The sequence below is a fragment of the Burkholderia sp. Ed8 genome (genome assembly GCF_040761425.1).
GTDB classification, from domain to species: domain Bacteria; phylum Pseudomonadota; class Gammaproteobacteria; order Burkholderiales; family Burkholderiaceae; genus Burkholderia; species Burkholderia seminalis.
The window spans coordinates 1,661,000-1,684,871 of sequence record NZ_CP142885.1 but is presented as its reverse complement, the minus strand read 5'-3'; the positions used below and the strand labels follow the sequence as shown (position 1 = coordinate 1,684,871).

Here is a 23,872-nt window from a genome sequence, read left to right as displayed (position 1 = left end):
CCTTCGACGCGCCTCTCGACACCGCGATCCCCGCTAACGCCCGTAATGGCAAGTGCCTCCGAAACGACCATGAATCGTCAGACGTCGTTCCATCTGAAACCGGAATGAACTCAATAAGGATTGTTTGAGGATTATCACTTGCGTTTCACACCAGTCTATCTAGACTGATCAAGTCAAAACGGTCGAATGCGTCAATTTTTCAGGAGACGATCACAATGCGCCTCACCATTCGGATTAATGGCAGCGAATCGGCAACCCGGCACGCTTTCGCGGTTCTATGGGTCGATACCGACGAGGGACTGTGGTCGCGCGAGGCACATCAGGGCATCGATCTCCCGGCCTGGGGCAAGGTCCGCGACGTCGAGGGCGCGATGGCGCTCTGCGCGGCCGATGGCGGCAACGCCGTGTGCCAGCTGAAGGGGCTGTCGTTCGGCGCGACGCAGCGCGAACAGGGCCCTGCCGTCCTCGCCGGCGACCACGCCGGTGCATGGCGGCTGCAGGCGGTCGATCGCTGCACGACCCAGCCGGAATACCGGGAATTCATTTCCGTTGCCCGATAGCATTCATCAAGGTAAATCGTCTGCGGTTTTCGGGTTTATTCCGGTATCAGTGATATTCATTTCGATATTCATGATTATCGACGCCCCCTTTCGGGGCGTTTCTCATTTTCGGGCATAAAGAAATAATCGAGGCCCGGGCAATTGATCGCGCTGCGTCGGCGGTCGCGCTCGACCGGCACCCGAATCCGCCTCCCCGGATCGCCCCCCTGCCGAGCATCCCCCCGTTACCTGCCGTGACGTCGGCCGCCCGCTTTCGCCGTGCTTTTTTGCTGCCTTCGTTTTTCATGTCCGGCCAAGTCGCCGTTTTGACGTTTTTTCACGGGGCCGGAACACACTTTCCCCACACGACGTTTACTCATTTATTACAATCGCATTATCCAGACTGATTTGCCGCCGACGGGCGGCCCGAACCGGCCATTGCATGAGCGTGAAAAAGAAGACCCACCCCGCCGATCCGTACGCGGCCGCGACCAAGAATCCGATGCTCGCGTCGCGCCTGCCGATGTGGCGCTCGAGGTTGATCGTGATCGTCGTGTTCCTCGCGTTCGCCGCGCTGATCGCGCGGGCCTTCTGGGTGCAGGTCGCAAACCAGGATTTCTATGTCGGACAGGGCCAGAAGCGCTACCAGCGCACGATCGAGCTCGACGCGATGCGCGGTCGCATCGTCGACCGCAACGGCGCGATGCTCGCGGTCAGCCTGTCGACCTATGAAATCTGGGCGAACCCGAAACAGGTCGCCGATACCGACTACCCGCAGATCGCCAAGCTGCTCGACATGCCGCTCGTCGAGGTGAAGCGGCGTCTGGGCAACGAGAAGACCTTCGTGCTGCTCAAGCGGCAGGTGGACGCCGATACCGCGGGCCGCCTCGACAAGCTCGCGATCGACGGCATCACGCAGATCGCCGATTCGAAGCGCTTCTATCCGGAAGGCGAATCGGCCGCGCACGTGGTCGGCTTCACGAACGTCGAGGACAAGGGCCAGGAAGGCGTCGAACTCGCGGCGAATGCACGCCTGCAAGGCACGTCGGGGCAACGTGAGGTGATCCGCGACCGGCTCGGCCGCATCGTGTCGGATACGCGCCCGCTCGTCCCCGCGCAGCACGGCGCGACGATCGAACTGACGATCGATCGCCGCATCCAGCAGCTCGCGTACAGCCAGCTCAAGGCCGCCGTGATCGAGAACAACGCGGTGGCAGGCAGCGTCGTCGTGCTCGACGCGCAGAACGGCGAGATCCTCGCGCTCGCGAACTACCCGACCTTCGACCCGAACGATCGTGCCCGCCTGACCGGCCAGCAGTTGCGCAACCGCGCGGTGATCGACACGTTCGAACCGGGCTCGACGATCAAGCCGCTCGTCGTCGCGCTGTCGATCGACGAACGCAAGGTCACGCCGAACACGATCATCAACACGTCGCCCGGCACCTACAAGATCGGCCCGGCCGTGATTCACGACACGTCGAACCACGGGTCGCTGACGGTTTCGCAGGCGCTGCAGAAGTCGAGCAACGTCGCGCTCGCGAAGCTCGCGCTGAACCTGCCCGCCGAAACGATCTGGAACAAGTACCAGGAGTACGGGATCGGCCGCGCGCCGGAACTGACGTTCCCGGGCGTGGCGTCGGGCCGGCTGCGCGGCTACAAGCGCTGGCGGCCGATCGAGCAGGCGACGATGGCTTACGGCTACGGCCTGTCGATGTCGCTGCTGCAGATCGCGCAGACCTACACGGCTTATGCGGGCGACGGCACGCTGCACCCGGTGTCGCTGCTGAAGAACGGCACCGATCAGCAGACGATCGACGCGCATCGCGGCCACCGCGTGACGTCGCCGCAAACGGCCGCGTCGATCCGCTCGATGCTCGAGATGGCGGTCGGCGAAGGCGGTACGGGGCGCCGCGCGCGCGTCGACGGCTACCGGATCGGCGGCAAGACCGGTACCGCGCGCAAGCAGGTCGGCGCGACCTATGCAAAGGGCAAGTACCGCGCGCTGTTCGCGGGGATGGCGCCGATGAGTAACCCGCGCCTGATCGTCGCCGTGATGATCGACGAGCCGCGCGGCAAGGGCTACTACGGCGGCACGGTGGCCGGCCCGGTGTTCGCGTCGGTCACGAGCGGCTCGCTGCAATTGCTCGGCGTACCGCCCGATGCGCCGGTCGAGCCCGAGAAGAATGCGCCGGCAAAAGCGGCTGCGCCGCAGAAGACGGTAGGCGCGCCGAAGGCCTCGCCGGCCCGGACGGCTGCCGCGCGGAAACCATCCGCGCCGCTCGAGACGGCCGCACGATCCGGCACGGCCGCGCCGGCGAAGGCTGCCGCAGGCTGACGATGCCGTCCGGGCGATGCCGGATGCGCGTCGCCCCTCCCCGCTTTCATCCCACGTTCCAGGAACGCCCCGCATCATTTGAGGGTTCCCGCCGCGTCCTCCTGCAATATTTGCGCGCCGCAGGCGGCCTTGCCGGTGCGCCCGACTACAACATCCGGCCTACAGCGCGGCCAAGGCCGGGCTGATCAGCGACACGAAATCGCTGGCGATCGAATAGGGCCGCGACGGCGCGCGCGCGAACATCGTGCTGCCCGGCACGGTGAAGACACCCGCGTCGGAAGCGCGCGTGCGGCGCAATCCGCAGGTGTTCGAGCAATCGAGAAAGGGGTATCCGCCCGACGATTTCGCGACGCCCGACGACGTCGCGCAGGCCGCGCCGTTCCTGAGTTCGCCGGCCGCTCGGATCATCACCGGCGTCGCGCTGCCGGTGGGCGGCGGCCTGCTGGCCGGCAATCGCGTGGTGATGGCGCGGGAACCGACGCTCGAGACGTTCTACCGACACCGAAGCCCGCAGGGCCGGCGGCCGCCCGGGCCGCCGCGCGCTGCCCGGTGCGCGGCGCGATGCCGCGCGCCGTCAATGCGCGGCCGCGACCGGCTTCACCATCCGGCCGAGCACGTGCTCGGTCATCCCGCGCGCGAGTTCGGTCTCGCCCATGAACACGGTGCCGACACCCTCGCTGGACAGCAGCGCGGCCTCGTCGCCGCTGTTGGTGCACAGCACGACCTCGAGCGTCGGGTTGAGCGTGCGCGAGATCTCGACGATCTGCCGCACGTCGAACACGTCGGGCAGCGTGACGACCAGCATCCCGGCCCGCGCGATATGCGCCTGCACGAGCACGATCGGCTCGATCGCGTCGCCCGACACGGCCGCGATGCCGTCCGCGCGCAGCTTCTCGACGAGCTCGCGATTCTGCTCGACGACGACATAGGCGATCCCGCGCTCGTCCAGCGCATGCGCGATCCGCGTGCCGACCTTGCCGTAGCCGACGATCACGACCTGCCCGGTCAAGTGGGTCTGCGGCGTCGACATCGGCAGCGCGGCGAGCGGATCGTCGCGCGCCTCGAGCTTGCGCGCGAACGCCGAATGCTTGCGGATCCACACGAGCGCCGGGTCGATCATCGCGAACAGCAGCGTGTTCATCGCGATCGAAATCAGCGCGACCGCCAGGATCAGGCTCTGCCCCTCGGCCGACAAGAGCCCGAGCGCACGCCCGAGCCCCGCGAGAATGAACGAGAATTCGCCGATCTGCGCGAGGCCCGCGCCGACCGTCAGCGCGGTGTTCAGCGGATAGCGGAACGCGATCACGAGCGCGACGGCCGCGAGCGTCTTGCCGACCAGCACGATCGCCGCGACCTCGATCACGTGCAGCGGCTCCTCGAGCAGCACCTTCGGGTCGAACAGCATGCCGACCGAGATGAAGAACAGCACCGAGAACGCGTCGCGCAGCGGCAAGGTCTCATCGGCCGCGCGCCGACTGAATTCCGACTCGCGCATCATCATCCCGGCGAAGAACGCGCCGAGCGCGAACGACACGTCGAACAGCTTCGCCGCGCCGAACGCGATCCCGACCGCGGCCGCGATCATGCACAGCGTGAACAGCTCGCGCGAGCCGGTGCGCGCGACGAGCCACAGAATGCGCGGAAACACGCGCTTGCCGACCACCAGCATCAGCGCGATGAACGCCGCGACCTTCAGCATCGTGACGCCGAGCGTGCCCCACACGCTGCCGCCCGCCGCATGCGTATCGCCGGGCGGCGTGCCGCCGAGCAGCCCCGCGACGGGCGGCAGCAGCACCAGCACGAGCACCATCACGAGATCCTCGACGACCAGCCAGCCGACCGCGATGCGCCCGTTGACCGTCTCGACGAGCCCGCGTCCTTCCAGCGCGCGCAGCAGCACGACGGTACTCGCGACCGACAAGGCGAGCCCGAACACCAGCGCCGCGCCGAGGCTCCAGCCCCACGTGAGCGCGAGCCCGCCGCCGAGCAGCGTCGCGACGGTAATCTGGACGACCGCGCCCGGCAGCGCGATCTTGCGCACCGCGAGCAGATCGCCGAGCGAAAAATGCAGGCCGACGCCGAACATCAGCAGCATCACGCCCACTTCCGCGAGCTGTTGCGCGAGCGACAGGTCGCCGACGAAACCGGGCGTGCCGGGGCCGATCACGATCCCGGCGAGCAGATAGCCGACCAGCGGCGGCATTTTCAGCAGCGACGCGAGGTAACCGAAGATCATCGCGAGACCGAAACCGGCCGCGAGCAACGCAATCAGGCTGACGTCATGAGGCATCCCCCCTCCCAAGCTCTTGTAACTATTTAGTAAGGTTCAAGAGTGAAAGGATAAGGGATGAGGCGGAAGAATGGCGCGCGGCCGCGAAAAATTCACGCGGCCGCGCGCTTTTGCGGGGTGCAACCCCGGCGAAACGACGGGCGCCGCACGTCGCGGCCGGCGCCCTGAAACGGGTCGAACCGGCGGGGCCGGCGCCCCGCCGCCCGCGTCAGCGCGACGCTTGCGGGAACCGCGCGCCCGGCGGCGGCTCCGGCCGCGTCGACGGCACGCTCTTGCGCACCTTCGCGACTTGCGCGGCCGTCACCGGCGCACCCGTGTTGCCCCAGCTCGTGCGCACGAAGTTCGACACGTCGGCGACTTCCTGGTCCGACAGGCGCCAGCCGAACGGCGGCATCGTGAAGGTCGACGGCGCGGTGCGCGTCCCCTCCAGCGCGCTGCCTTCCAGCACGACGTGGATCAGCGAGGTCGGATCGTCCCCCTGCACGACCGGGTTGCCGGCCAGCGCCGGGAACACGCGCGTGTAGCCGTGGCCGTCGCTGCGGTGGCAGGCCATGCAGTTGTCGCGATAGACGGCCGCGCCCGGCTTGCTCGCGTCGCCCGTCTGCAGCGCCTTCGCGGCGGCCGCGTCGTACACGTGCGGCTGCTCGCCCTGCACGCGCGGCGGCAGCGTCTTCAGGTAGCGCGCGATCGCGTTCAGGTCGTCGTCGGTCATGTGCTGCATGCTGTGGCCGACCACGTCCGTCATCCCGCCGAACGCGGCCGTGCGCAGCGTGCGGCCCGTCTTCAGGAACTGCACGATCTCGGCTTCGTTCCACGTCCCCAGGCCCGTGCGCGGCTCGCCGCGCAGGCTCGTCGGCACCCAGCCGTCGATCGCCGCGCCGCCGGCCAGGAAGTCCGGGCCGTCCGCATCGGTCAGCCCGCGCTCCTGCATCGTCGGCGCGCGCGGCGTGTGGCACGCGCCGCAGTGGCCGAGGCCCTGTACGAGATACGCGCCGCGCGCGACCACCGGATCGGTGTACGGCGCCGCATCGAACGGCTTCGGCGCCGGCGCGAACAGCTTGCGCCAGATCCCGAGCGGCCAGCGCATCGACAGCGGCCACACGATGTCGACCGCGCGGTTCTCGTGCTCGACGGGCGCGACGCCGTGCATGAAGTACGCGTACAGCGCCTTCATGTCGTCGTCGGTCAGGCGCGAATACGACGGGAACGGCATGGCCGGATACATCGTGTCGCCGTTCTTGCGCACGCCCTCGCGCACCGCGCGCGTGAAGTCCTCGTAAGTCCAGCCGCCGAGACCCGTCTTCGGGTCCGGCGTGATGTTCGTCGAGTAGATGCCGCCGATCGGCGTGTCGAACTTCAGCCCGCCGGCGAACGGCTTGCCGCCGCTCGCGGTGTGGCATGCGATACAGTCGCCGGCGCGCGCGAGGTATTCGCCGCGCTTGACCAGGCTCGCGTCGGCCGACCGGGCCACCGGTGCAGCCGCCGGGCCGGAAGCCGCGGCGGGCGCCGCCGGTTGCGCGACGGCCGTCGTGCCGGCGAGGCCGAACACGGCCCAGCTCGCCGCGGCCGCCAGGGCACGCGACCACGAGGACATGCGGCGCGTGGCGAGGGAATTCATCGTCCTCTTCATACGGTCACCAGCGGGGCAGGATTTTTCAGGTATTGCTCGCGGATCGCGCGTGCCGACCAGTAGGCCAGCGCCGCGATGATCCCGGTCGGGTTGTAGCCGATGCCCTGCGGCAGCGCGGACGCGCCCATCACGAACACGTTGTGCACGTCCCAGCACTGCAGGTAGCGGTTCAGCACGCTCGTCTTCGGGTCGGTGCCCATGATCGCGCCGCCGACGAGGTGGGTCGTCTGGTAGGCGCGCGAATCGAAGTGCTTGCCGAACTCGCGCGTCGACACGCTGATCGCCTTCGGCCCCATCGCTTCCGCGATCTTCTTCATCTGCCCGGTCACGTATTGCGCCATCTTGATGTCGTTGTCCTTCCAGTCGAACGTCATCCGCAACAGCGGCTGACCGTACGAATCGCGATAGGTCGGGTCGAGGTCGAGATACACGTCGCGGTACGACATGTTGGTGCCGTGCGCGTCCATCGAGATCGTGTGCGCGTAGTTGTCCTTGACGGCCTTCTTCCACGCGGAACCCCACTGCGGCGTGCCGGGCGGCGTCGCGATGCCGCTGATCGGCTTCACGCCGGCCTGGTTCACCCACAGCGGCGAACCGCCGACGAAGCCGAGCGGGCCGTGGTCGAAGTTGTCCGCGTTGAAATCGTCCACCGCGACGCCGTTGCCGCCCGCGCCGATGAACGGATTCGTGTAGGTGTCCTTGTCGAAAAACGCCTTGATCGTCGACAGGTTCTGGTACGCGAAATTGCGGCCCACGACACCCTCGCCCGAGACCGGGTCGTACGGCTTGCCGATGCCCGACAGCAGCAGCAGGTGCACGTTGTGATACTGGAACGCGGCCACGATCACGAGATCGGCCGGCTGGTGCACTTCGCGCCCGGCCGGATCGACGTAGGTCACGCCGGTCGCGCGCTTCTTCGTGTCGTCGAGGTCGACCCGCAGCACGTGGCACTTCGAGCGCAGCTCGAAGTTCGGCGCCTGCTTCAGCGCGGGCAGGATGTTCAGGTTCGGCGACGCCTTCGAGTACATGTAGCACGCGTAACCGCTGCAGTAGCCGCAGAAGTTGCACGGGCCCATCTGCACGCCGTACGGGTTCGTGTACGGGCCCGACGTGTTCGCCGACGGCAGCCGGTACGGATGCAGGCCGAGCGACTTGGCGGCGTCGAAGAAGCGCTGCGCCGAATACGTATTGAGCTGCGCGGGCAGCGGGAAGTTGTCGCTGCGGTTCGCCTCGAACACGTTGCCGTCGCCGACCACCTTGCCGCCGACCTTGTACGCCTGCCCCGACGTGCCGAACACCTTTTCGGCGAAGTCGAAATGCGGTTCGAGCTCGTCGTAGGTCACGCCCGTATCCTGGATCGTCATCCCTTCGGGGATGAACTTCCGGCCGTAGCGCTCTTCATAGTGGCTGCGCAGGCGCAGCTCTTCCGGCGTGATCCGGAAATGCACGCCCGACCAGTGCAGCCCCGCGCCGCCGACGCCTTCGCCCGGCAGGAACGCGGCGAGCTGCCGGTACGGCAGCGCGATGTCCTGCAGGCCGTGGCGGATCGACACGGTCGTCTTCGACAGGTCGAGGAACAGCTTCTTGCGGATGTTGTACGTCAGCTCGTCGATCGTGTTCGGATACGCGCCGTCCGGGTACGTATCGCGATATTCGCCGCGCTCGAGCGCGACGACCTTCAGGCCCGCTTCGGTCAGTTCCTTCGCGAGAATCGCACCGGTCCAGCCGAAGCCGACGATCACCGCATCGACATGCGGCTTTTTCTCTGCGGCCATCAGCTGCGCTCCCCGTTGATCGAGACGGGCCCGTACGGATAGGGCTTGCCGCTCTGGTTGACGAAATCCATGAAGTCCGCGCGTGCGCCCGGAAAGCCGATCATCTTCCACGCGGCCATGTCGTGATTGCCGCCGTGCACCGGATCGCAGAAATAACCTTCGCGCGTGTTCTGCAGCAACTGGCCGAAGAACACGCCGGGCGGGACGTCGTCGATCTGCGCGGCGCCCTTCTCCAGCGCGCCGAGCACGGTGTCGCGCGTCGGTGCGTCGAGATCCGCGAACGCCTTGCCGTGCGCCTTTTCGCAATAACGGTTGACGGCCGCGATGCCGAGCCGGTAGATGTCGCGGGGCACCAGCTTCAACTGGTAGCCCAGCTCGGGCACGCCCTGCTGGAACGGCCCCTGCATGTACCACGTCGCGCCGTGCGCATACGGCGTCTCCATCTGGCGGTCGATGAATTCGGGCACGCCCGATTCGAGCGCGCCGGGGCCTTCGGCGTCGGCCGGGATAAGCCGGTCGACGGCGGCCTGGACGAACGCCCACTCCTTCGCATCGAAGAAGGTCGGCTTGTACGGGGCGCGCTCGGCGCTGGACGATGCGGCGGGCGCGCTGCCGGCCGTCGTCGCGGACGGCGACGACGAGCGCAGGTCGCAGCCGGCGACCGACGCGATCGGCACGAGCGCGACCGACGTGCGCAGGAAACGGCGGCGCGAGTTGGGTTTGTCAGGTGGCGTGGACATGGTCGGATGTTGATCGTTGGGGATCGGCGCCGGCCACGCGCATTCCGCATTCCGCATGCCGCGTGGCCGGCCGGAAGCCGTGCCGCATGCGGCTGGCCGGCCTGTTCTTCATATGTTGCGAACAACCTCGATGCGGGCAACGGCCGCGCGATGCACGGTGACGCCTTCATGCGGCCGCGCGTCGCGCCGGCGACGGCGGCGCGCTGCACGGATCGACCTCTTAACGGACCCTATCGTCAGACAAATAGCGGCCTTTCGACCGGCATCTGCTGCCATCGCCATGACCCTTGTTCAACTTAGGCGCCGCGTTTGCCGACGGCAAGCGCAACGTGCACGACCCTCTTTAGGGCCCGGCGACGAGTGCGGCGAATTATAGCTGGAACCGGTTCCATTGCTACAGGGTTCGATGCAATTCAATGCATCAAAAATCGCAACAATTGAAAAATCTGAAAACCGGAATGCGCAAGGATGCGCGCGATCGCAGGTGGATGAAGGGGGCAGGCAGGCGTTCGTTGCCTGGTGGACGTACCCGGAGAGCTGTCTCTTTCCAGCCACGCGGCACCACGCGACGGCGTCGGAGCGCGCCGTGCTCTGGTAGCCTCCTCCGCTCATGAACACCCGGAAAAACAAATCGCTGGCGCCCGATTCGACCAGCATCAGCAAATATCTGAGCTACCTGCTACGCCACGAGCCGCAGGCGATCGGCCTGCAACTCGATGCGCAAGGCTGGGCCGATATCGGTCGGTTGATTGCCGGCGCCGCCCGTCACGGACACCGGCTCGATCGCGCGACGATCGAAAGCGTCTGTGCAACCAGCGACAAGCAGCGCTTCGCGCTTTCCGACGACGGTCAGCGCATTCGCGCGGTGCAGGGCCATTCGACGCCCGTCGTGCAGCGGCGTTATCCGGCCGCGCAGCCGCCCGAGCGCCTCTATCACGGCACGGCGACGCGCTTCCTCGATTCGATTCGTGCGCAAGGACTGAAACCCGGCGCCCGGCATCACGTGCACCTGTCGGCCGACATCGGGACGGCACGGGCGGTTGGCGCGCGCTACGGCGTGCCGGTGATTCTCGAGGTCGACGCGCAGCGCATGCACCGGCAGGGCCGCACGTTCTTCATTGCCGAAAACGGCGTCTGGCTGACCGACGCCGTGCCGGCCGAATGCCTTGCGCCGATCGATGCGCCCGCGGGTTGAACCGCCCGCCGCTCACCGCGGCCAGAACATCGACGCGATGGACAGCGCCAGCGCCGCGCACAGCGGCGAGTAATACAGCGAGTCCATCCGTGCGAAACGCGACCCGCGAATGCGCTTGAAGAAGCCGACGTAGCGGAAATCGCCGACGGCGCGCACCGCGAAGATCAGTGCGAGCGCAACGACCGCGAACGCGATCGTGCCGGGATACGCGTTACGCCCCAGCCAGCCGGCACGTGCGGCCACCACGCATGCGCCGCCCAGCAGCGCCGCCGCGACGGCAAGCGTGCCGATCACGGTCGGCCGCAGCAGCGGCACGCCATCCAGTTCCGGAATCGCCGCACGCTTGCCGCGCCGCCCGCCCAACGCCCAGTAGACGTGTACGAGCGCGATCGCGCAAAGCGTCGGCACGCTGAAATACGCGCCGGTCATGTCGTTCGTGTCCTTGTCTCGTTGTTCTGCCGGAAGGGTTCCGGCGCGCGGCCCCGGCCCGCGCCACGCATGACGATACCGAAACCCGGCGACGCGTGCATTGCGACCTGCGGTCGCAACCCGTGGCAGCACGTGGTGCGATGCAGTGCGCGTGCCGGTCGCCCGGGCCGGCCGCTTGACTTCCCTTCGCGCGCTACTACCCTGTTATTCCAGTACCGCGGTCGGCACGCCGCAGCATCGTACCGACCGCACGACAACGATAACGAAGGCCATGGAGGCGACTCATGCTGATCGGTGTGCCGAAGGAGATCAAGAACCACGAATATCGCGTCGGCCTCACGCCGGCCGGCGCGCACGAACTCACGCGGCACGGCCATCGCGTGCTCGTGCAGCGCGGCGCGGGCACCGCGATCGGCCTGCTCGACGACGACTACACCGCCGCCGGCGCATCGCTCTGCGACGGCGCCGACGAAGTCTTCGCGCGCGCCGACATGATCATCAAGGTCAAGGAGCCGCAGCCGGCCGAATGCGCGATGCTGCGACGCGGCCAGATCCTCTACGCGTACCTGCATCTCGCGCCCGATCCCGACCAGGCGGCCGCGCTCGTGAAATCCGGCGCGGTCTGCGTCGCGTACGAAACCGTGACGGGCCCCGGCGGCGGCCTGCCGCTGCTCGCGCCGATGAGCGAGGTGGCCGGACGCATGTCGATCCAGGTCGCGGCAACCCACCTCGAAAGCCCGCGCGGCGGCCGCGGCCTGCTGATGGCCGGCGTGCCCGGCGTGCCGGCCGCGCACGTCGTCGTGCTCGGCGCGGGTGTCGTGGGCACCGGCGCGCTGCAGATGGCGGTCGGCCTCGGCGCACGCGTCACCGTGCTCGACAACAACGTCAACCGGTTGCGCCAGCTCGACCTCGTGTTCGCCAACCGGATTTCGACCGTCTGCTCGAATGCGCATACGGTCGACGCAGCCGTGCGCGACGCCGACGTCGTGATCGGTGCGGTGCTCGTGCCGGGCGCATCGGCGCCGCGCCTCGTCACGCGCGACATGATCGCGACGATGCGCAAGGGTGCCGTCGTCGTCGACGTCGCGATCGACCAGGGCGGCTGCTTCGAGACCTCGCATGCGACGACGCATGCCGACCCGACCTTCGTCGTCGACGGCGTCGTGCACTACTGCGTCGCGAACATGCCCGGCGCGGTCGCGCGCACGTCGACCTTCGCGCTGAACAACGCGACGCTCGGGCATGCGCTCGCGCTCGCCGACAAGGGCTGGAAGCAGGCGATGACCGACGATCCGCATCTGCGCGCGGGCCTGAACGTCTGCGACGGGCACATCACGTACGAAGCGGTCGCGCTGGCGCTCGGCCTGCCCTATGTGCCGGCGACCGGCATGCTCGCGTGACCGTGCCGGAATGACATGAACGCACGGCGGGCAGCATGCGTTGCCGCCCGCGTTCATCCCCCCTTCGACCGGCTCCGCTTCGTCCCGCCGCCCTCGCCCATCGTCCGTGCCAGCAGCGGCCGCAGTTGCGCGAGCGTGCACGTGTTCAGCACATCCCGCCGCGTGAGCCAGCCGCGTCGCGCCTGATCGATGCCGTACGCGAGATTGTCGAATTCGTCCGTGCCGTACGCATCGGAACCGATCGCGACCCGCACGCCGGCCCGCGCGGCCTCGCGGCACCAGATGTCGGGCAAATCGAGCCGCCGCGGCTGTGCATCGAGTTCGACGAAGCAGCCGCGCGCCGCGGCCTGGGCAATCATGCGCGGCACGTCGAGTTCGACTGCCTCGCGTTCGCCGAGCATGCGGCCGGTCGGGTGCGCGAGAATCGTGAAATGCGGGTGGTCCATCGCGCGCAGCAGACGATCGGTCTGTGCCTGGCGCGGCAAGTCGAAGTGATCGCGGACGGCTCCGACCACGAGATCGAGCCGGCCGAGCATCGCGTCGGGCACCTCGAGGCTGCCGTCCTCGCGAATACCGGCCTCCACGCCCTTGAGCAGCACGAAATCGTCGAACGACGCATTGATGCGATCGATCTCGTCCAGCTGTCGCGCAAGCCACTCGAAGTCGTGGCGGCCGCCGTCGGCAGGCGGGGCGCGATCGGTGATCGCCAGATATGCGAGCCCGCGCGCACGGGCCGCGTCGGCCATCGCGCGCAGGCCGTCGCGGCCGCCCGACGCGTCGGTATGCGCATGCAGGTCGCCGTGGAGATGCCTGCGTTCGACCAGGGCCGGCAGCGTGCCGGCGCGCGACGCATCGATCTCGCCGCGATCCTCGCGCAGCTCGGGCGGCACCTCGTTCAACCCGATGGCGGCATAGACCGAGGCCTCCGTGTCGCCGGCAATCCGCTCGTCGCCGCGAAACACGCCGTATTCGTTGATCTTCAGCCCGCCGGCCTGCGCGATCCTGCGCAGCGCAATATTGTGCGCCTTCGATCCGGTGAAGTAGACGAGCGCCGCGCCGAACGCATCGACATCGACCACGCGCAGGTCGACCTGCAAACCGTTGGCGAGTACGACGCTCGACTTCGTCTTGCCGTGCGCGAGCACACGCGCCACATCGCCGTGGCCGACGAACGCATCGGCGACGGCGGCCGGGTCGCGTGCGGTGACGAGAATGTCGAGATCGCCGACGGTTTCGCGGCGACGACGAAAACTGCCGGCCGGCACGGCCTTGCCGACGCCCGCGACCGCGCGCAGGCGGTCGAGCAACGGCATCAGCGACCGCGCGGCGTCGGGCAGCAGGAAGCGTTGCGGCTCGCGCTGCAGGCGATCGTCGATCGCTTCGAGCAGATGGGCTTCGGTTTTCGCGCCGAAGCCCGGCAGCTCGCGCACGTGGCCGTTTTTCGCTTCGGCACGCAACTGTTCGAGCGAATCGACGTGCAGCGCATCATGCAGCGCCTTCACGCGTTTCGCGCCCAGCCCCGGCACGTCGAGCAACTCGACGATCGCACCCGGCAACGCATGGCGCAGCGTTTGCTGCAGCTCGCAGGTGCCGGTCGCGGCGATCTCGCGCAGCTTCGACGCAAGATCCGGACCGATCGACGGAATCTTGCCGAGATCGTCGCCGTTCGCGATCATCGTCGGAATATCGCGACCGTAGTCGGCAATCGTCCGTGCGGCGTTGCGGTAGGCCCGCACGCGAAACGGATTGGCGCCCTGGATCTCGAGCATGTCGGCGATCTCGGCGAATACGGCCGCGCACTCGGCATTGTGGATCGGCATGATCGGCGTGGCTCCCCTTCCACGTGGATGGCGCCGCGTACTGGCGCCACGGCGCCTGCCCGCCCGTCGGCATCGCAGGTCGACGCCACCGGGCGCCCGTCCTTCATCGTACGCCCGCTGCGCATCGCGTGCAGCGCCGTTGCGGCCGCGACGTCAGAGGGAAGCGCGCGGGGTCGTCGCGTAGTGCCGCTCGTAGATCGACTGGCAATGCGTGCAGCGCTCGGCGGCCGGGCGCGCCAGCAGCCGCTCGTAGCCCACCGCGCCGTCGCAATCGATGCATTCGCCGTAACTGCCGTCGCGCATCCGCTGCAGGGCGCGGCCGATCGCGCGCAGTTCGGTCAGCCTCATGCCGATCAATGCGTGATCGACGTCGACGAACAGGTCCGCGTTCGCCTCGTCGCCCTCGTCCGGCGCCGCGCCGGCAAGGTCCGCGTAGGATTCCGACGCGCGCTGGTCCTCGCTCGCGCGGATCTCCGCACGCAGCGCCTGCTCGCTCTCGTTCAGCCGCTGTTTCAGCGTCTGCCGTTGTTGTGGGTCGAGCGCCATGGCCGTCTCTCCTGTTCCGGGTTCCGCGCGAAAGCGTACGGCGCGCGGTGTCGCGCCGGTGCGCGGCGAAACTGCGTGACCGCCGTCGCCGCGCGTCCGGATACGCGCCCGGCAGCACGAAGCGCCGGACGCATTCGACGCAGGATAAACCCATTGAACACGCGTGTGTTGACCGGAATCAGCAGGCCGTCCGCACGCCCGAAAATCGGGGACGGATGTGAAACGCGGCGTCGCCGGATTCGTCCGACGCAGACGCCGCCGGGATCGACCCAGCCGTTGCGTCGGACCGCGTCACCGCCCGTCAGGTATCGGCGCGGACGATATCGAGCAACGCGCGCGCCGAGCGCTGCCAGCTGTACCGCCGCGCATGCTCGCGGCCCGTCGTGCGCAGCCGCGCCCGCAGTTCGGGATCGTCCATCACGCGAGCGATTGCGGCGGCGATGTCCGGCGGCGAATAGGCATCGCAGAACAGCGCCGCGCCGCCGCAGACTTCCGGCAGCGAGCCCTCGTGCGACACGATGACGGGGCAACCGCACCGCATCGCCTCGAGCGGCGGCAAGCCAAATCCTTCGTACAACGATGGGAAAACAAAGCATCCGGCGTGCTCGTACAGCGCTTTCAGTTCGCCATCGGTCACGTAACCGGCCCACGTGACGTAGGGATCGTCCTCGCGCAGGCCTGCCTCCCGTACCCCGAATATCTTCGCATTGGCACCGCCCGCGATCACGAAGCGCAACGTCGGGTGCGACGCCCGCATCAACGCGATCGCGGCCAGTGCGCGCACGAGATTCTTTCCCGGCGCGAGCGATCCGACGAACAGCACATAGCCGTCCGTCTCGAGATTCAGGCGCGACAGCACGCCCGGATCGGCGTCGATCCGGTCGATGTGATCCACCGCGCCCGGTACGACCGACAGGCGCGCCGGCGGTACCCCGAGCCGGGCGGCCAGCCGTGCCCGCGAAAAATGCGACACCGTCACGATATGACGCGCGCGCCGCTTCAGGATCGAGAACGCGAAGCGGTACCACAGACGGAATGCGAGCGAATAACCGGCCGGCAGATCGAAGACCGCCGCATCGTGAATCATCAGCAGCTGATCGCGCTTCACCAGCGGGCCGATGTTGCACAGGCTCAACAGGGTTCGTCCGCGCGTCGTGCGCGGCAGCGTCCATTGCTCCCACAGCGCGCCGTGCCGGCGCCCGACGGTCTGCGGCCGTGCGCCGGCCGGCATGGCCGCCGGATCGTGATCGACCGGCACGACGAGCGACGGTTCGTCACCGGCATTCGCGAGGCGCGCGAGTTCGGCCGTCAGTTCGTAGGCCACGCGCTGAACGCCGGTCATGCGCTGCGCCGTGAATTTTCCGTTGATTGCGAGGCGCCGCAACCGCGCGGTTTGCGCGGCGGCACCGACGTCCCGTTCCGCGCGCGCTTCCTGCAGTACCGGTGCGCTGCGCTCCCGAATCGACGTTGACATGATCGTGACTGTTCCGATGGCTGCGGCACGATGAGGCGCCGCCGGACACCCCGCTGAGCGGAATGCTGCTGTGCCGTCAGTGTGTCCGCCGCCGCCGATCCGGTCGGTACGTTCGACCGCACAACGCCCGGCTTTCCGGACGATTCGCCATCCTCAGAAAGCGTTGCGGCCGATGAAGCCGCGCACGACCGTCAACAGGATGATCTTCATGTCGAACCAGAAGCTCCAGTTCTGCATGTAGAAAAGATCGAATTTCACGCGCGCCGCCATCGCCTCGACCTTGCGCGTCTCGCCGCGATAGCCGTTCACCTGCGCCCATCCGGTGATGCCCGGACGCACGCGATAGCGGTACATGTAGCAGTCGATCAGTTGCCGATAGAGGTCGTCGTGTTCGATCGCGTGCGGGCGCGGCCCGACGACCGACATCTGCCCGAACAGCACGTTGAAGAACTGCGGCAGCTCGTCGAGCGACGTGCGCCGCAGGAATGCGCCGACGCGCGTGATGCGCGCGTCGTTGCGCGAGGCCTGCCGCAAGACGCCCGGCTGCGCGCGATGCACACGCATCGTCCGGAACTTCAGGATGTCGAACTCGCGGCCGTCCACGCCCTTGCGGCGCTGCCTGAACAGCACGGGCCCCGGCGACGACAGCTTGACCGCGATCGCCAGGATCGACAGCAGCGGCAGCAACGGAATCAGCACGCCGAACGCGAACAGCCGGTCGAACGCGAACTTCGCCCACAGCTCCGGCGCCGAGCTCGGCGTGGTCGCGAGATTGATCGCCGGCATGCCGAGCACGTCGGTCGCGGAGCGATCGACGACCGCCATCTGCCGCACATCGGGCAGCAGCCGCAGCTCGACGAACTCGTCGCGCAACTCGCGCACGATGCGCTGGATCCGCCATTCGTGCGACATCGGCAACGTGAGCCACACTTCGTCGATCTCGCCGTTGCGGATCATGTCGCGCAGCGTGGCCCAGTCGTCGATCACCGGCACGCCGCCGATGCCGTTCGCGGCGGCCGGTGCGTCGTCATCGAAGACGCATGCCGCCACGAACGGGCCGTTCGGCGCGAGCTGCATCCGCTCGACCGCCACGCGCCCGTATGCCGTTGCGCCGACCACGGCGACACGGCGTTGCCGCGCACGCGGGTCGTTGCGTGTCAGCACGACGGCCAGCAGCGCGGCGCGGCCGAGCAGCAACGCCGCGTCGCCGGCCAGCACCGTGTGCACGAGCCAGCGTGTCGTGACGGTGCCGCCTCGATTCATGATCCACATCGCGGCGGCCACCGTCAGCACGCTCGCGCAGACGACCGCCACCATCGTCTGGGTCAGCACGTGCGCGCCGCCCCGCACCGCCACGCCGCCACGCACGGTGCGCAGGTAGCGCGGCAGCAGCGCCACCGTCAGCACGCACAGCAGCGCGATCGCACCGCGCTGCGCATCGGACAACTCACGCCATGCGAGGCCGGACGCGGCCTGCGCCGCAAGCGCCCCCGCCAGCACGAGCACGACATCGAGCGCCGCGATCGCGGCACGCCGCATCGCATTCGTTCCACCGGACGTCGACTGCATCGTCATGCACCATGTGCCGGGAATCCGCGATGCACCTCCGGCAGGCGCGGGCGAACCGGCGCCGGCCTCGCATTCCCGCGCGCCCCGAGCAACCGGCGATAGTCGGCGCGAATCAGGTCGTAGCATTCGCACGCGTGGTGTTCGAGCCCGTCGCGGTCGAGCACCGTGATGCGGCCGCGGCGCTGCCGGATCAATCCGGCTTCCTGCAGGTTGCCGGCGGCCTCCGTCACGCCTTCGCGCCGCACGCCGAGCATGTTCGCGATCGTCTGCTGCGTGACGGCCAGCTCGTCGCCGTCGATGCGGTCGTGCGCGAGCAGCAGCCAGCGGCTCAACTGCTCGCTGACCGAGTGATGACGGTTGCACAGCGCGCTGCGCGAGATCTGCGCCATCGTCGCCTGGCAGTAGTTGAGCAGCAGCCGGTACGTCTGCGGCGATCGCTCGAATTCGGCACGCATCACGCAACTCGGCACGCGATACGCCATCCCGCCGATGCGCACCTCGACCCGGTTCGACGCCGCGATGCCGCCCACCAGCGTCCCGAGGCCGACCACGCCTTCACGGCCGACCACCGCCACCTCGACCATCGCGCCGTCCTCCATCAGGTGCTGCACCGACATCATCGCCGTCGTCGGAAAATACAGATGGCGCATCGGCTCGCCGACCCGGTCGAGCATGCCGGCCTTGATCCGGACCAGTTCGAGATGCGGTGCGATAGTGCGGATGCTGTCCTCCGGGAGTGCATCGAGGATGGCGTTCGCCGTGTAGCTCGAGTGAAGATGAAGCATGTCTGTATCCCTTTATTGTCCGCACCGCCTGCAGCCGCGTGCACGGAACTCGTTATCGCAATGCGCGTCCGGACGTTGACAACGGTTGCGGCCCACAACCCTGATTCCGACCGACCATCGACTTGTTACCGCCGAATTGAGTCGGCCGCCCCGTTTCGACACGCGAATTCGAATAAGCGATTTACGTGCCAATAGCCGCCCATCCTTAATATATGAATCACACTCGATTTGGATCGCCCGAATATTCGGCCTCGCACCATAAAAAGCGTCTCATTTCCGGACACTCTTCCGGCGACGGACACCGCAATTGATTTGACTGAACAATTCTTCTGCATCGAGCCGGGGCAAACGGATCGGGGCCGCGAAGCTTGTCGTTCAAACACTTACAGCCGATTTTCAATTGTTTCCGTGATGATCGGGACGACGCTTCCCGCCGTCACCGTGCTTCATGCGCTCGTTTGAAACTGTCTCAAAATTGAATCGACTTACGCATTCCGCACTCTGTTACCTGTCGCACATATCGCATGCAAGCAATTGATTCTGATAGACATTCAGGCGAGCCCCGTTTATTTGTCAAATAATGTTCAACGTGCGCCCGATGATTTTCACGTACGATGCACACCGTCATCCGATTGATTCCCGAACAAGATCGAATGACGGACCCGCTCGGCATTCCATTTCCGGATGATTAATTCGACGGAAATGAATCATTAAATCCGCATAACGTTTGCGCTCAGCCAAAATCGTCAAACTTTGCAAGATGACGTAATGTGCAATTGATCGATTTCAGTCGCGTGCTAGCCTTTTCGCAGCATCGTCATTCGATTTTCGATGAACACAAATTCGCACGATCGTGCTGAATCCCGTTTTCACGGGACCGCCACGACGACGCGAGATCGCCACCCTACGAGGATGTGCCGTGACTCTCCAGGCCAACGACGCCGTCGCCTATGCGAACGGCATGATCGAGCTTTCCCACAGCTTCGATGCCAACCGGTTTCTCGCGGCCATCGACCGCGACGAACTCGCCACGCTGGCACCCCACCTGCAGCTCGTTCACCTGAAATCGGGGCAAGTGCTGTGCGAACCCGGTGAAATGCTCACCGCGGTGTACCTGCCGGTCACGACGGCGATCTCGCTGCAGTACGTGTCGTCCGGCGGCATGACGCTGGAGGTGGCGGAGATCGGCAGCGAGAGCGTGGTCTGCGACGACGTGATCGGCGGCAGCGGCCGGATGCCCTGCCGTGCGGTGGCCTGCCGCGACGGCTTCGTCTACCGGCTCGACCGGCGCGTATTCGCCGCCGCGTTCGACGCATCGCCGGTGATCCGCCATCTCGTGTTCGTCTGCGTGCGTCTGCTGATGGCGCAGGTGTCGCAGATCACGTTCTGCAGCCGGCATCACGTGCTGAAACATCAGCTATGCAGATGGTTCCTGCTCGCGTACGACCGCACGCGCAGCATCGAGATCCAGGTGACGCACAGCATGCTCGCGCAGATGCTGGGCGTGCGGCGCGAAACGGTCACGGATGCCGCGGGCGAAATCCAGAAGCTCGGCCTGATCCGGCAATACCGCAGCTCGATCGAGCTTGCCGACCTCGACGGCCTCGAAAGGATGTCGTGTGGCTGCCGCGCGATCGTGCGCGACGAAATGAAGCGCATTCTGTCGGCCGACTCGGGCGTGCCGGCCGCATCGCGCGCGTGATCGACGGACCGGCCCGGCACCGCGAGCACGCCGGGTCAGCCGATTGTAGGGTGGCGAACAGAACGCCGTGCCTGCCAATGGTCTACTGATGCCGGACTGCCGGGGGGACGTCAGCGCACATCGCGCGTCTGCCCGAGCGGACGACACCACGCACGCCGGAGCAGCACGTGAAAAACGAAATCAGAACCATCCTCAAGCACGTCGCCCACCTCGAAGCCGCGATCGATTCGATCGGCGACGGGGACGACCTCTACGAAGCGGGCCTCTCCTCGCTCGACACGATCCAGCTGATGCTCGCGATCGAGAAGCAGTTCAACATCGAGATTCCCGACGAGATGCTGAACCGCAACCTGTTCCGCAGCATCGACGCACTCGCGGACACGATCGCCACCCTGCAACGCACCGAGCATTCCGCATGAGCGCGCCGCTTCCCGAACTCGCGGCCGACAGCGAATCGCATCGGCTCGACGAGGCCGCGCACGCCGTCGCACAGATCGCCGCGCAGCACGCGGATGCGGTCGATCGCGACGCGCGCTGCCCCGTCGAGGCGATCGAGGCAATGCGCGCGCGCCGGCTGCTCGGCGCGATGGTGCCGACCCATCTCGGCGGCGCGGGCGCGTCGCTGGAAGATATCGCGTCGGCCTGCTCGATCCTCGGCCAGGCCTGCGCGTCGTCGGCGATGGTGTTCGCGATGCACCAGATCCAGGTCGCCTGCATCGTCGACCATGCTGCCGACCAGGGCTGGCACAAGCTGTTCCTGCAACAGCTCGTGCGCCACCAGTGGCTGCTCGCGTCGGCGACGTCGGAAGACGGCGTCGGCGGCAACCTGCGCGCGAGCCAGTGCGCGCTCGAAACCGACGGCGGCGGGTTCCGGCTGCGCAAATCCGCGCCGACGATCTCGTACGGCGACTATGCGGACGGCATCCTCGCGACCGCACGCCGCGACGCCGACGCCCCGGCCTCCGAGCAGGTGCTCGTCACGCTGCTGCGCGACGGCTATACGCTCACGCGCCGCGGCGAATGGGACACGCTCGGGATGCGCGGCACCTGCAGCAACGGCTTCGTGCTCGATGCGCAAGGCGCCGCTGTCCAGTGCCTGCCGGTCCCGTTCGCGAAGATCGCCGAAGAAACGATGGTGCCGGTGTCGCACATCCTGTGGGCCGCCGTCTGGATCGGCGTGGCCGGCGACGCGTTCCATCGCGCGCACCAGTTCTTCCGCGCACAGGCGCGCCAGACCGACGGCGCGCCGTCGCCCGCGGCGCGGCGCATCGCCGAATCGCTCGCGCTGATGCAGGCGATGCAGGCCCGTGTCGACGCCGTGCTGCGCCTCCACGCGAACGCGTCGACCAGCTCGTGGTCGGCCAGCATGGCCCGGGCCGCCGAGATCAACACGCTGAAGACCTACGTGTCGACGACCGCGCTCGAAGTCGCGCACCAGGCGATGATGATCTGCGGGATGGCCGGCTACAAGCAAGGCACGCCGTTCAGCATCGGCCGTCACATTCGCGACCTGCTCGCGGCGCCGCTGATGATCAGCAACGACCGCATTGCCGCCAACACTGCGAGCCTGCTGCTCGCGCTGCGTCCTGCGACGCTGGAGAAACATACGTGAACGATCGCCTCGCCGTGCCCTCCGCCGCCTCCACTCCCGCCGACGCGCCGCTCGACCGCGCGGGCGTCAACCCGCTGCGCGACGAACTGATCGACGCGGGCCTGCTGGTCTCGACCGGCATCCAGGGCCTGTTCGGCCGCAGCGAACGATTCGAGCGCGTCGTCGAAGCGCTCGACGCATTCGTCACGCGCGTCGGCGCCGACCAGCAAGCCGAAGTGCTGCGCTTCCCGCCGGCGATGAGCCGCATCGAGTTCGAGCGCAGCGAATACATGAAGAGCTTCCCGCAGCTGGCCGGCAGCGTGCACGCGTTCTGCGGCGACGAACACCAGCACCAGCGCGTGCTGCAGTGCCTCGATCGCGGCGACGATTGGACCGAAAGCCAGAAGCCGACCTACGTCGTGATGACGCCGGCCGCGTGCTACCCGGTCTATCCGGTCGTCGCGCGCGCGGGGGCGCTGCCCGCCGACGGCCGGATCGTCGACGTGTTCTCGTACTGCTTCCGGCACGAGCCGTCGCTCGACCCGACCCGCATGCAGCTGTTCCGGATGCGCGAGTACGTGCGCATCGGCACGCCCGAACAGATCGTCGCGTTCCGCGAAACGTGGATCGAGCGCGGCACGCGGATGATCGAGGCGCTGCGCCTTCCGAATGCGATCGATCTCGCCAACGATCCGTTCTTCGGCCGGGGCGGCAAGATCGTCGCGAACAGCCAGCGCGAGCAGAACCTGAAGTTCGAGCTGCTGATCCCGATCGAGCACGACGACCGTCAGACCGCGTGCCTGAGCTTCAACTACCACATGGACCATTTCGGCCTGCTGTGGAACATCCGCACCGCAACGGACGACGTCGCGCACACCGGCTGCGTCGGCTTCGGCCTCGAACGGCTCACGCTCGCGCTGTTCCGCCACCACGGCTTCGACATCGACGCATGGCCGGTCGAGGTGCGCGACGTACTGTGGGGCGCGCGATGAGGTTCGTCTCCCGCGACGGCGAAGACGCGTCGTTCGAGGACGTGCGCCACCGCGCACGCCACTACCGGCCGCACCCGCTGCACAGTCAGGAGATGGTCTGGAAGCAGACCAACTGCTACGTCGACATGTGGCTCGAGGTGCTCCGGTGGTGGGGCCTGAATCCGTACGCGGCGCTGCCGTTTACGATCGCGCTCGATTTCGAGGGCGACCAGTTCACGTTCTTCAAGTTTCCGCACGACGAACTGGAGCGGCTCTACGGGATCGTCGTGCAGGAACATTCGATCTACGAACCGCTCGACCAGCACATCGAGACCCAGGTCGCGCGCGGCCACCTGATGATCGTCGAGGTCGACGCGTGGTTCCTGCCCGACACGCGCGGCAGCAGCTATCGCACACAACACACGAAGACGACGATCGGCATCGACGCCATCGACCGCGTGAAGCACCAGATCGGCTATTTCCATAACAGCGGTTACTACGTGGCCGAGGATTTCGACTACAACGGGCTCGTCGGCGGCAGTTCGCCGATGACGCTGCCGCCGTACGTCGAATGCGCGAAACGGCGGTTTACGCCGCTCGACGAGCGCGCGCTCTGCGACGCATCGCTCGCCGCGCTGCAGCGTCACCTGCGGCGCCTGCCGGTCGTCAATCCGATCGCCGCCTTCCGGCGGCAGTTGCAGACCGACGCACGGACCCTCGCCGATGCACCGCTCGAGCACTTCCACGCGTACTCGTTCAATTCGGTGCGGCAGCTCGGCGCAAACTTCGAACTGTTCGGCCACTACGCACGCTGGCTGCAGGCCAGCGGCTGCGTCGGGCCGTTCGCCGAGATCCGCGCCGCGTGCGATCGCATCGCGTCGGAAGCGATGGTGCTGGAATTCCGGCTTGCGCGCGCCTGCGCGCGCGGCAAGGAAGAACGCGGTGACTCGACGCTCGAGGCGATCGAGGCCGCGTATGCCGACCTCGTCGCCTGCGCGCGGCAGATCGGCGCGCCGCTGCGACATGTCGCGCCCGTGCGCAGCGACGCGGCGCCCGTGCCGGTCATGCGGTGACGCGCGCG

General features: G+C 67.4%; 19 protein-coding genes and 1 pseudogene. 10 read left to right on the top strand and 10 right to left on the bottom strand.

From position 1 onward, the window contains the following. Positions 1 to 215 precede the first annotated feature (215 nt). The 3 genes and pseudogenes from VXM69_RS07700 to VXM69_RS07690 all read left to right on the top strand — a co-directional run. Positions 216 to 560 (top strand): DUF3564 family protein, encoded by a 345-nt coding sequence (locus tag VXM69_RS07700; RefSeq protein WP_034191545.1) that lies wholly within the window; start codon positions 216 to 218, stop codon positions 558 to 560. 421 nt (positions 561 to 981) lie between these two features. After that, positions 982 to 2,874 (top strand): peptidoglycan D,D-transpeptidase FtsI family protein, encoded by a 1,893-nt coding sequence (locus VXM69_RS07695; RefSeq protein WP_367188361.1) that lies wholly within the window; start codon positions 982 to 984, stop codon positions 2,872 to 2,874. Positions 2,875 to 3,013: 139 nt separating this feature from the next. Further along, positions 3,014 to 3,370: pseudogene (locus VXM69_RS07690) on the top strand (SDR family oxidoreductase); the annotation flags it as partial. Between the two features lie 78 nt (positions 3,371 to 3,448). On the opposite strand, the gene VXM69_RS07685 reads toward VXM69_RS07690, so the two are convergent. From VXM69_RS07685 to VXM69_RS07670, 4 genes are all read right to left on the bottom strand, one after another. Further along, the gene (locus tag VXM69_RS07685) at positions 3,449 to 5,164 is read right to left on the bottom strand and encodes a cation:proton antiporter (protein ID WP_034191547.1); all 1,716 of its coding nucleotides are present in this window, start codon (positions 5,162 to 5,164) and stop codon (positions 3,449 to 3,451) included. Between the two features lie 208 nt (positions 5,165 to 5,372). Next, positions 5,373 to 6,794: a cytochrome c gene (locus tag VXM69_RS07680; protein WP_034191548.1), complete on the bottom strand. Its 1,422-nt coding sequence runs from the start codon at positions 6,792 to 6,794 to the stop codon at positions 5,373 to 5,375. Then, the gene (locus tag VXM69_RS07675; RefSeq protein ID WP_200087453.1) at positions 6,791 to 8,569 is read right to left on the bottom strand and encodes a GMC family oxidoreductase; all 1,779 of its coding nucleotides are present in this window, start codon (positions 8,567 to 8,569) and stop codon (positions 6,791 to 6,793) included. The genes VXM69_RS07680 and VXM69_RS07675 overlap by 4 nt, the downstream gene beginning before the upstream one ends. Continuing rightward, complete coding sequence (locus VXM69_RS07670; protein WP_034191685.1) at positions 8,569 to 9,309, bottom strand: gluconate 2-dehydrogenase subunit 3 family protein; 741 nt, start codon at positions 9,307 to 9,309, stop codon at positions 8,569 to 8,571. Before VXM69_RS07670 ends, VXM69_RS07675 begins: the two co-directional genes overlap by 1 nt. Positions 9,310 to 9,919: 610 nt before the next feature. Between VXM69_RS07670 and VXM69_RS07665 the strand changes: the two genes are divergently transcribed. Continuing rightward, entirely contained in the window at positions 9,920 to 10,504 is a 585-nt protein-coding gene (locus VXM69_RS07665; protein WP_069705309.1) for an RNA 2'-phosphotransferase, read from the top strand. 12 nt (positions 10,505 to 10,516) lie between these two features. Here VXM69_RS07665 and VXM69_RS07660 read toward each other — a convergent pair whose 3' ends face one another. Beyond that, complete coding sequence (locus VXM69_RS07660; protein ID WP_200087458.1) at positions 10,517 to 10,933, bottom strand: DUF3995 domain-containing protein; 417 nt, start codon at positions 10,931 to 10,933, stop codon at positions 10,517 to 10,519. A 284-nt stretch (positions 10,934 to 11,217) separates the two neighbouring features. On the opposite strand from VXM69_RS07660, the gene ald reads away from it, so the two are divergent. Continuing rightward, positions 11,218 to 12,333 (top strand): alanine dehydrogenase, encoded by a 1,116-nt coding sequence (gene ald, locus VXM69_RS07655; RefSeq protein ID WP_367188360.1) that lies wholly within the window; start codon positions 11,218 to 11,220, stop codon positions 12,331 to 12,333. A 53-nt stretch (positions 12,334 to 12,386) separates the two neighbouring features. Here ald and polX read toward each other — a convergent pair whose 3' ends face one another. The 5 genes from polX to VXM69_RS07630 form a co-directional block, all read right to left on the bottom strand. Beyond that, a complete protein-coding gene (gene polX / locus VXM69_RS07650) occupies positions 12,387 to 14,153 on the bottom strand; it encodes a DNA polymerase/3'-5' exonuclease PolX (protein ID WP_367188359.1) in 1,767 nt (588 codons plus the stop codon). Between the two features lie 153 nt (positions 14,154 to 14,306). Then, positions 14,307 to 14,699, bottom strand: coding sequence for a TraR/DksA family transcriptional regulator (locus VXM69_RS07645; protein ID WP_034191552.1), 393 nt, complete (start codon positions 14,697 to 14,699; stop codon positions 14,307 to 14,309). A gap of 301 nt (positions 14,700 to 15,000) precedes the next feature. Further along, positions 15,001 to 16,041, bottom strand: coding sequence for a glycosyltransferase family 1 protein (locus VXM69_RS07640; protein WP_226103918.1), 1,041 nt, complete (start codon positions 16,039 to 16,041; stop codon positions 15,001 to 15,003). 285 nt (positions 16,042 to 16,326) lie between these two features. Continuing rightward, on the bottom strand, positions 16,327 to 17,742 hold the full coding sequence (locus tag VXM69_RS07635; RefSeq protein WP_367188358.1) for an undecaprenyl-phosphate glucose phosphotransferase: 1,416 nt from the start codon (positions 17,740 to 17,742) through the stop codon (positions 16,327 to 16,329). A gap of 2 nt (positions 17,743 to 17,744) precedes the next feature. Beyond that, positions 17,745 to 18,527, bottom strand: coding sequence for a Crp/Fnr family transcriptional regulator (locus VXM69_RS07630; protein ID WP_034191554.1), 783 nt, complete (start codon positions 18,525 to 18,527; stop codon positions 17,745 to 17,747). 919 nt (positions 18,528 to 19,446) lie between these two features. Here VXM69_RS07630 and VXM69_RS07625 point away from each other — a divergent pair. From VXM69_RS07625 to VXM69_RS07605, 5 genes are all read left to right on the top strand, one after another. Beyond that, entirely contained in the window at positions 19,447 to 20,229 is a 783-nt protein-coding gene (locus tag VXM69_RS07625; protein ID WP_034191555.1) for a Crp/Fnr family transcriptional regulator, read from the top strand. Positions 20,230 to 20,396: 167 nt separating this feature from the next. Then, positions 20,397 to 20,648 (top strand): acyl carrier protein, encoded by a 252-nt coding sequence (locus tag VXM69_RS07620; protein ID WP_006490451.1) that lies wholly within the window; start codon positions 20,397 to 20,399, stop codon positions 20,646 to 20,648. Continuing rightward, entirely contained in the window at positions 20,645 to 21,841 is a 1,197-nt protein-coding gene (locus tag VXM69_RS07615) for an acyl-CoA dehydrogenase family protein (RefSeq protein WP_034191556.1), read from the top strand. Before VXM69_RS07620 ends, VXM69_RS07615 begins: the two co-directional genes overlap by 4 nt. After that, positions 21,838 to 22,812: an amino acid--[acyl-carrier-protein] ligase gene (locus VXM69_RS07610; protein WP_034191557.1), complete on the top strand. Its 975-nt coding sequence runs from the start codon at positions 21,838 to 21,840 to the stop codon at positions 22,810 to 22,812. The genes VXM69_RS07615 and VXM69_RS07610 overlap by 4 nt, the downstream gene beginning before the upstream one ends. Next, a complete protein-coding gene (locus VXM69_RS07605; RefSeq protein ID WP_034191689.1) occupies positions 22,809 to 23,864 on the top strand; it encodes a DUF1839 family protein in 1,056 nt (351 codons plus the stop codon). The genes VXM69_RS07610 and VXM69_RS07605 overlap by 4 nt, the downstream gene beginning before the upstream one ends. Positions 23,865 to 23,872 lie beyond the last annotated feature (8 nt).

What these genes read in the sequence shown, in the direction of transcription:
- VXM69_RS07645 (WP_034191552.1), bottom strand. Translation starts at nt 14,699, where the DNA reads ATGGCGCTCGACCCACAACAACGGCAGACGCTGAAACAGCGGCTGAAC.
- VXM69_RS07615 (WP_034191556.1), top strand. Translation starts at nt 20,645, where the DNA reads ATGAGCGCGCCGCTTCCCGAACTCGCGGCCGACAGCGAATCGCATCGG.
- VXM69_RS07640 (WP_226103918.1), bottom strand. Translation starts at nt 16,041, where the DNA reads ATGACCGGCGTTCAGCGCGTGGCCTACGAACTGACGGCCGAACTCGCG.
- VXM69_RS07700 (WP_034191545.1), top strand. Translation starts at nt 216, where the DNA reads ATGCGCCTCACCATTCGGATTAATGGCAGCGAATCGGCAACCCGGCAC.
- VXM69_RS07685 (WP_034191547.1), bottom strand. Translation starts at nt 5,164, where the DNA reads ATGCCTCATGACGTCAGCCTGATTGCGTTGCTCGCGGCCGGTTTCGGT.
- VXM69_RS07605 (WP_034191689.1), top strand. Translation starts at nt 22,809, where the DNA reads ATGAGGTTCGTCTCCCGCGACGGCGAAGACGCGTCGTTCGAGGACGTG.
- VXM69_RS07630 (WP_034191554.1), bottom strand. Translation starts at nt 18,527, where the DNA reads ATGCTTCATCTTCACTCGAGCTACACGGCGAACGCCATCCTCGATGCA.
- VXM69_RS07665 (WP_069705309.1), top strand. Translation starts at nt 9,920, where the DNA reads ATGAACACCCGGAAAAACAAATCGCTGGCGCCCGATTCGACCAGCATC.
- VXM69_RS07680 (WP_034191548.1), bottom strand. Translation starts at nt 6,794, where the DNA reads ATGAAGAGGACGATGAATTCCCTCGCCACGCGCCGCATGTCCTCGTGG.
- VXM69_RS07660 (WP_200087458.1), bottom strand. Translation starts at nt 10,933, where the DNA reads ATGACCGGCGCGTATTTCAGCGTGCCGACGCTTTGCGCGATCGCGCTC.
- VXM69_RS07670 (WP_034191685.1), bottom strand. Translation starts at nt 9,309, where the DNA reads ATGTCCACGCCACCTGACAAACCCAACTCGCGCCGCCGTTTCCTGCGC.
- VXM69_RS07635 (WP_367188358.1), bottom strand. Translation starts at nt 17,742, where the DNA reads ATGCAGTCGACGTCCGGTGGAACGAATGCGATGCGGCGTGCCGCGATC.
- polX (WP_367188359.1), bottom strand. Translation starts at nt 14,153, where the DNA reads ATGCCGATCCACAATGCCGAGTGCGCGGCCGTATTCGCCGAGATCGCC.
- VXM69_RS07675 (WP_200087453.1), bottom strand. Translation starts at nt 8,569, where the DNA reads ATGGCCGCAGAGAAAAAGCCGCATGTCGATGCGGTGATCGTCGGCTTC.
- ald (WP_367188360.1), top strand. Translation starts at nt 11,218, where the DNA reads ATGCTGATCGGTGTGCCGAAGGAGATCAAGAACCACGAATATCGCGTC.
- VXM69_RS07695 (WP_367188361.1), top strand. Translation starts at nt 982, where the DNA reads ATGAGCGTGAAAAAGAAGACCCACCCCGCCGATCCGTACGCGGCCGCG.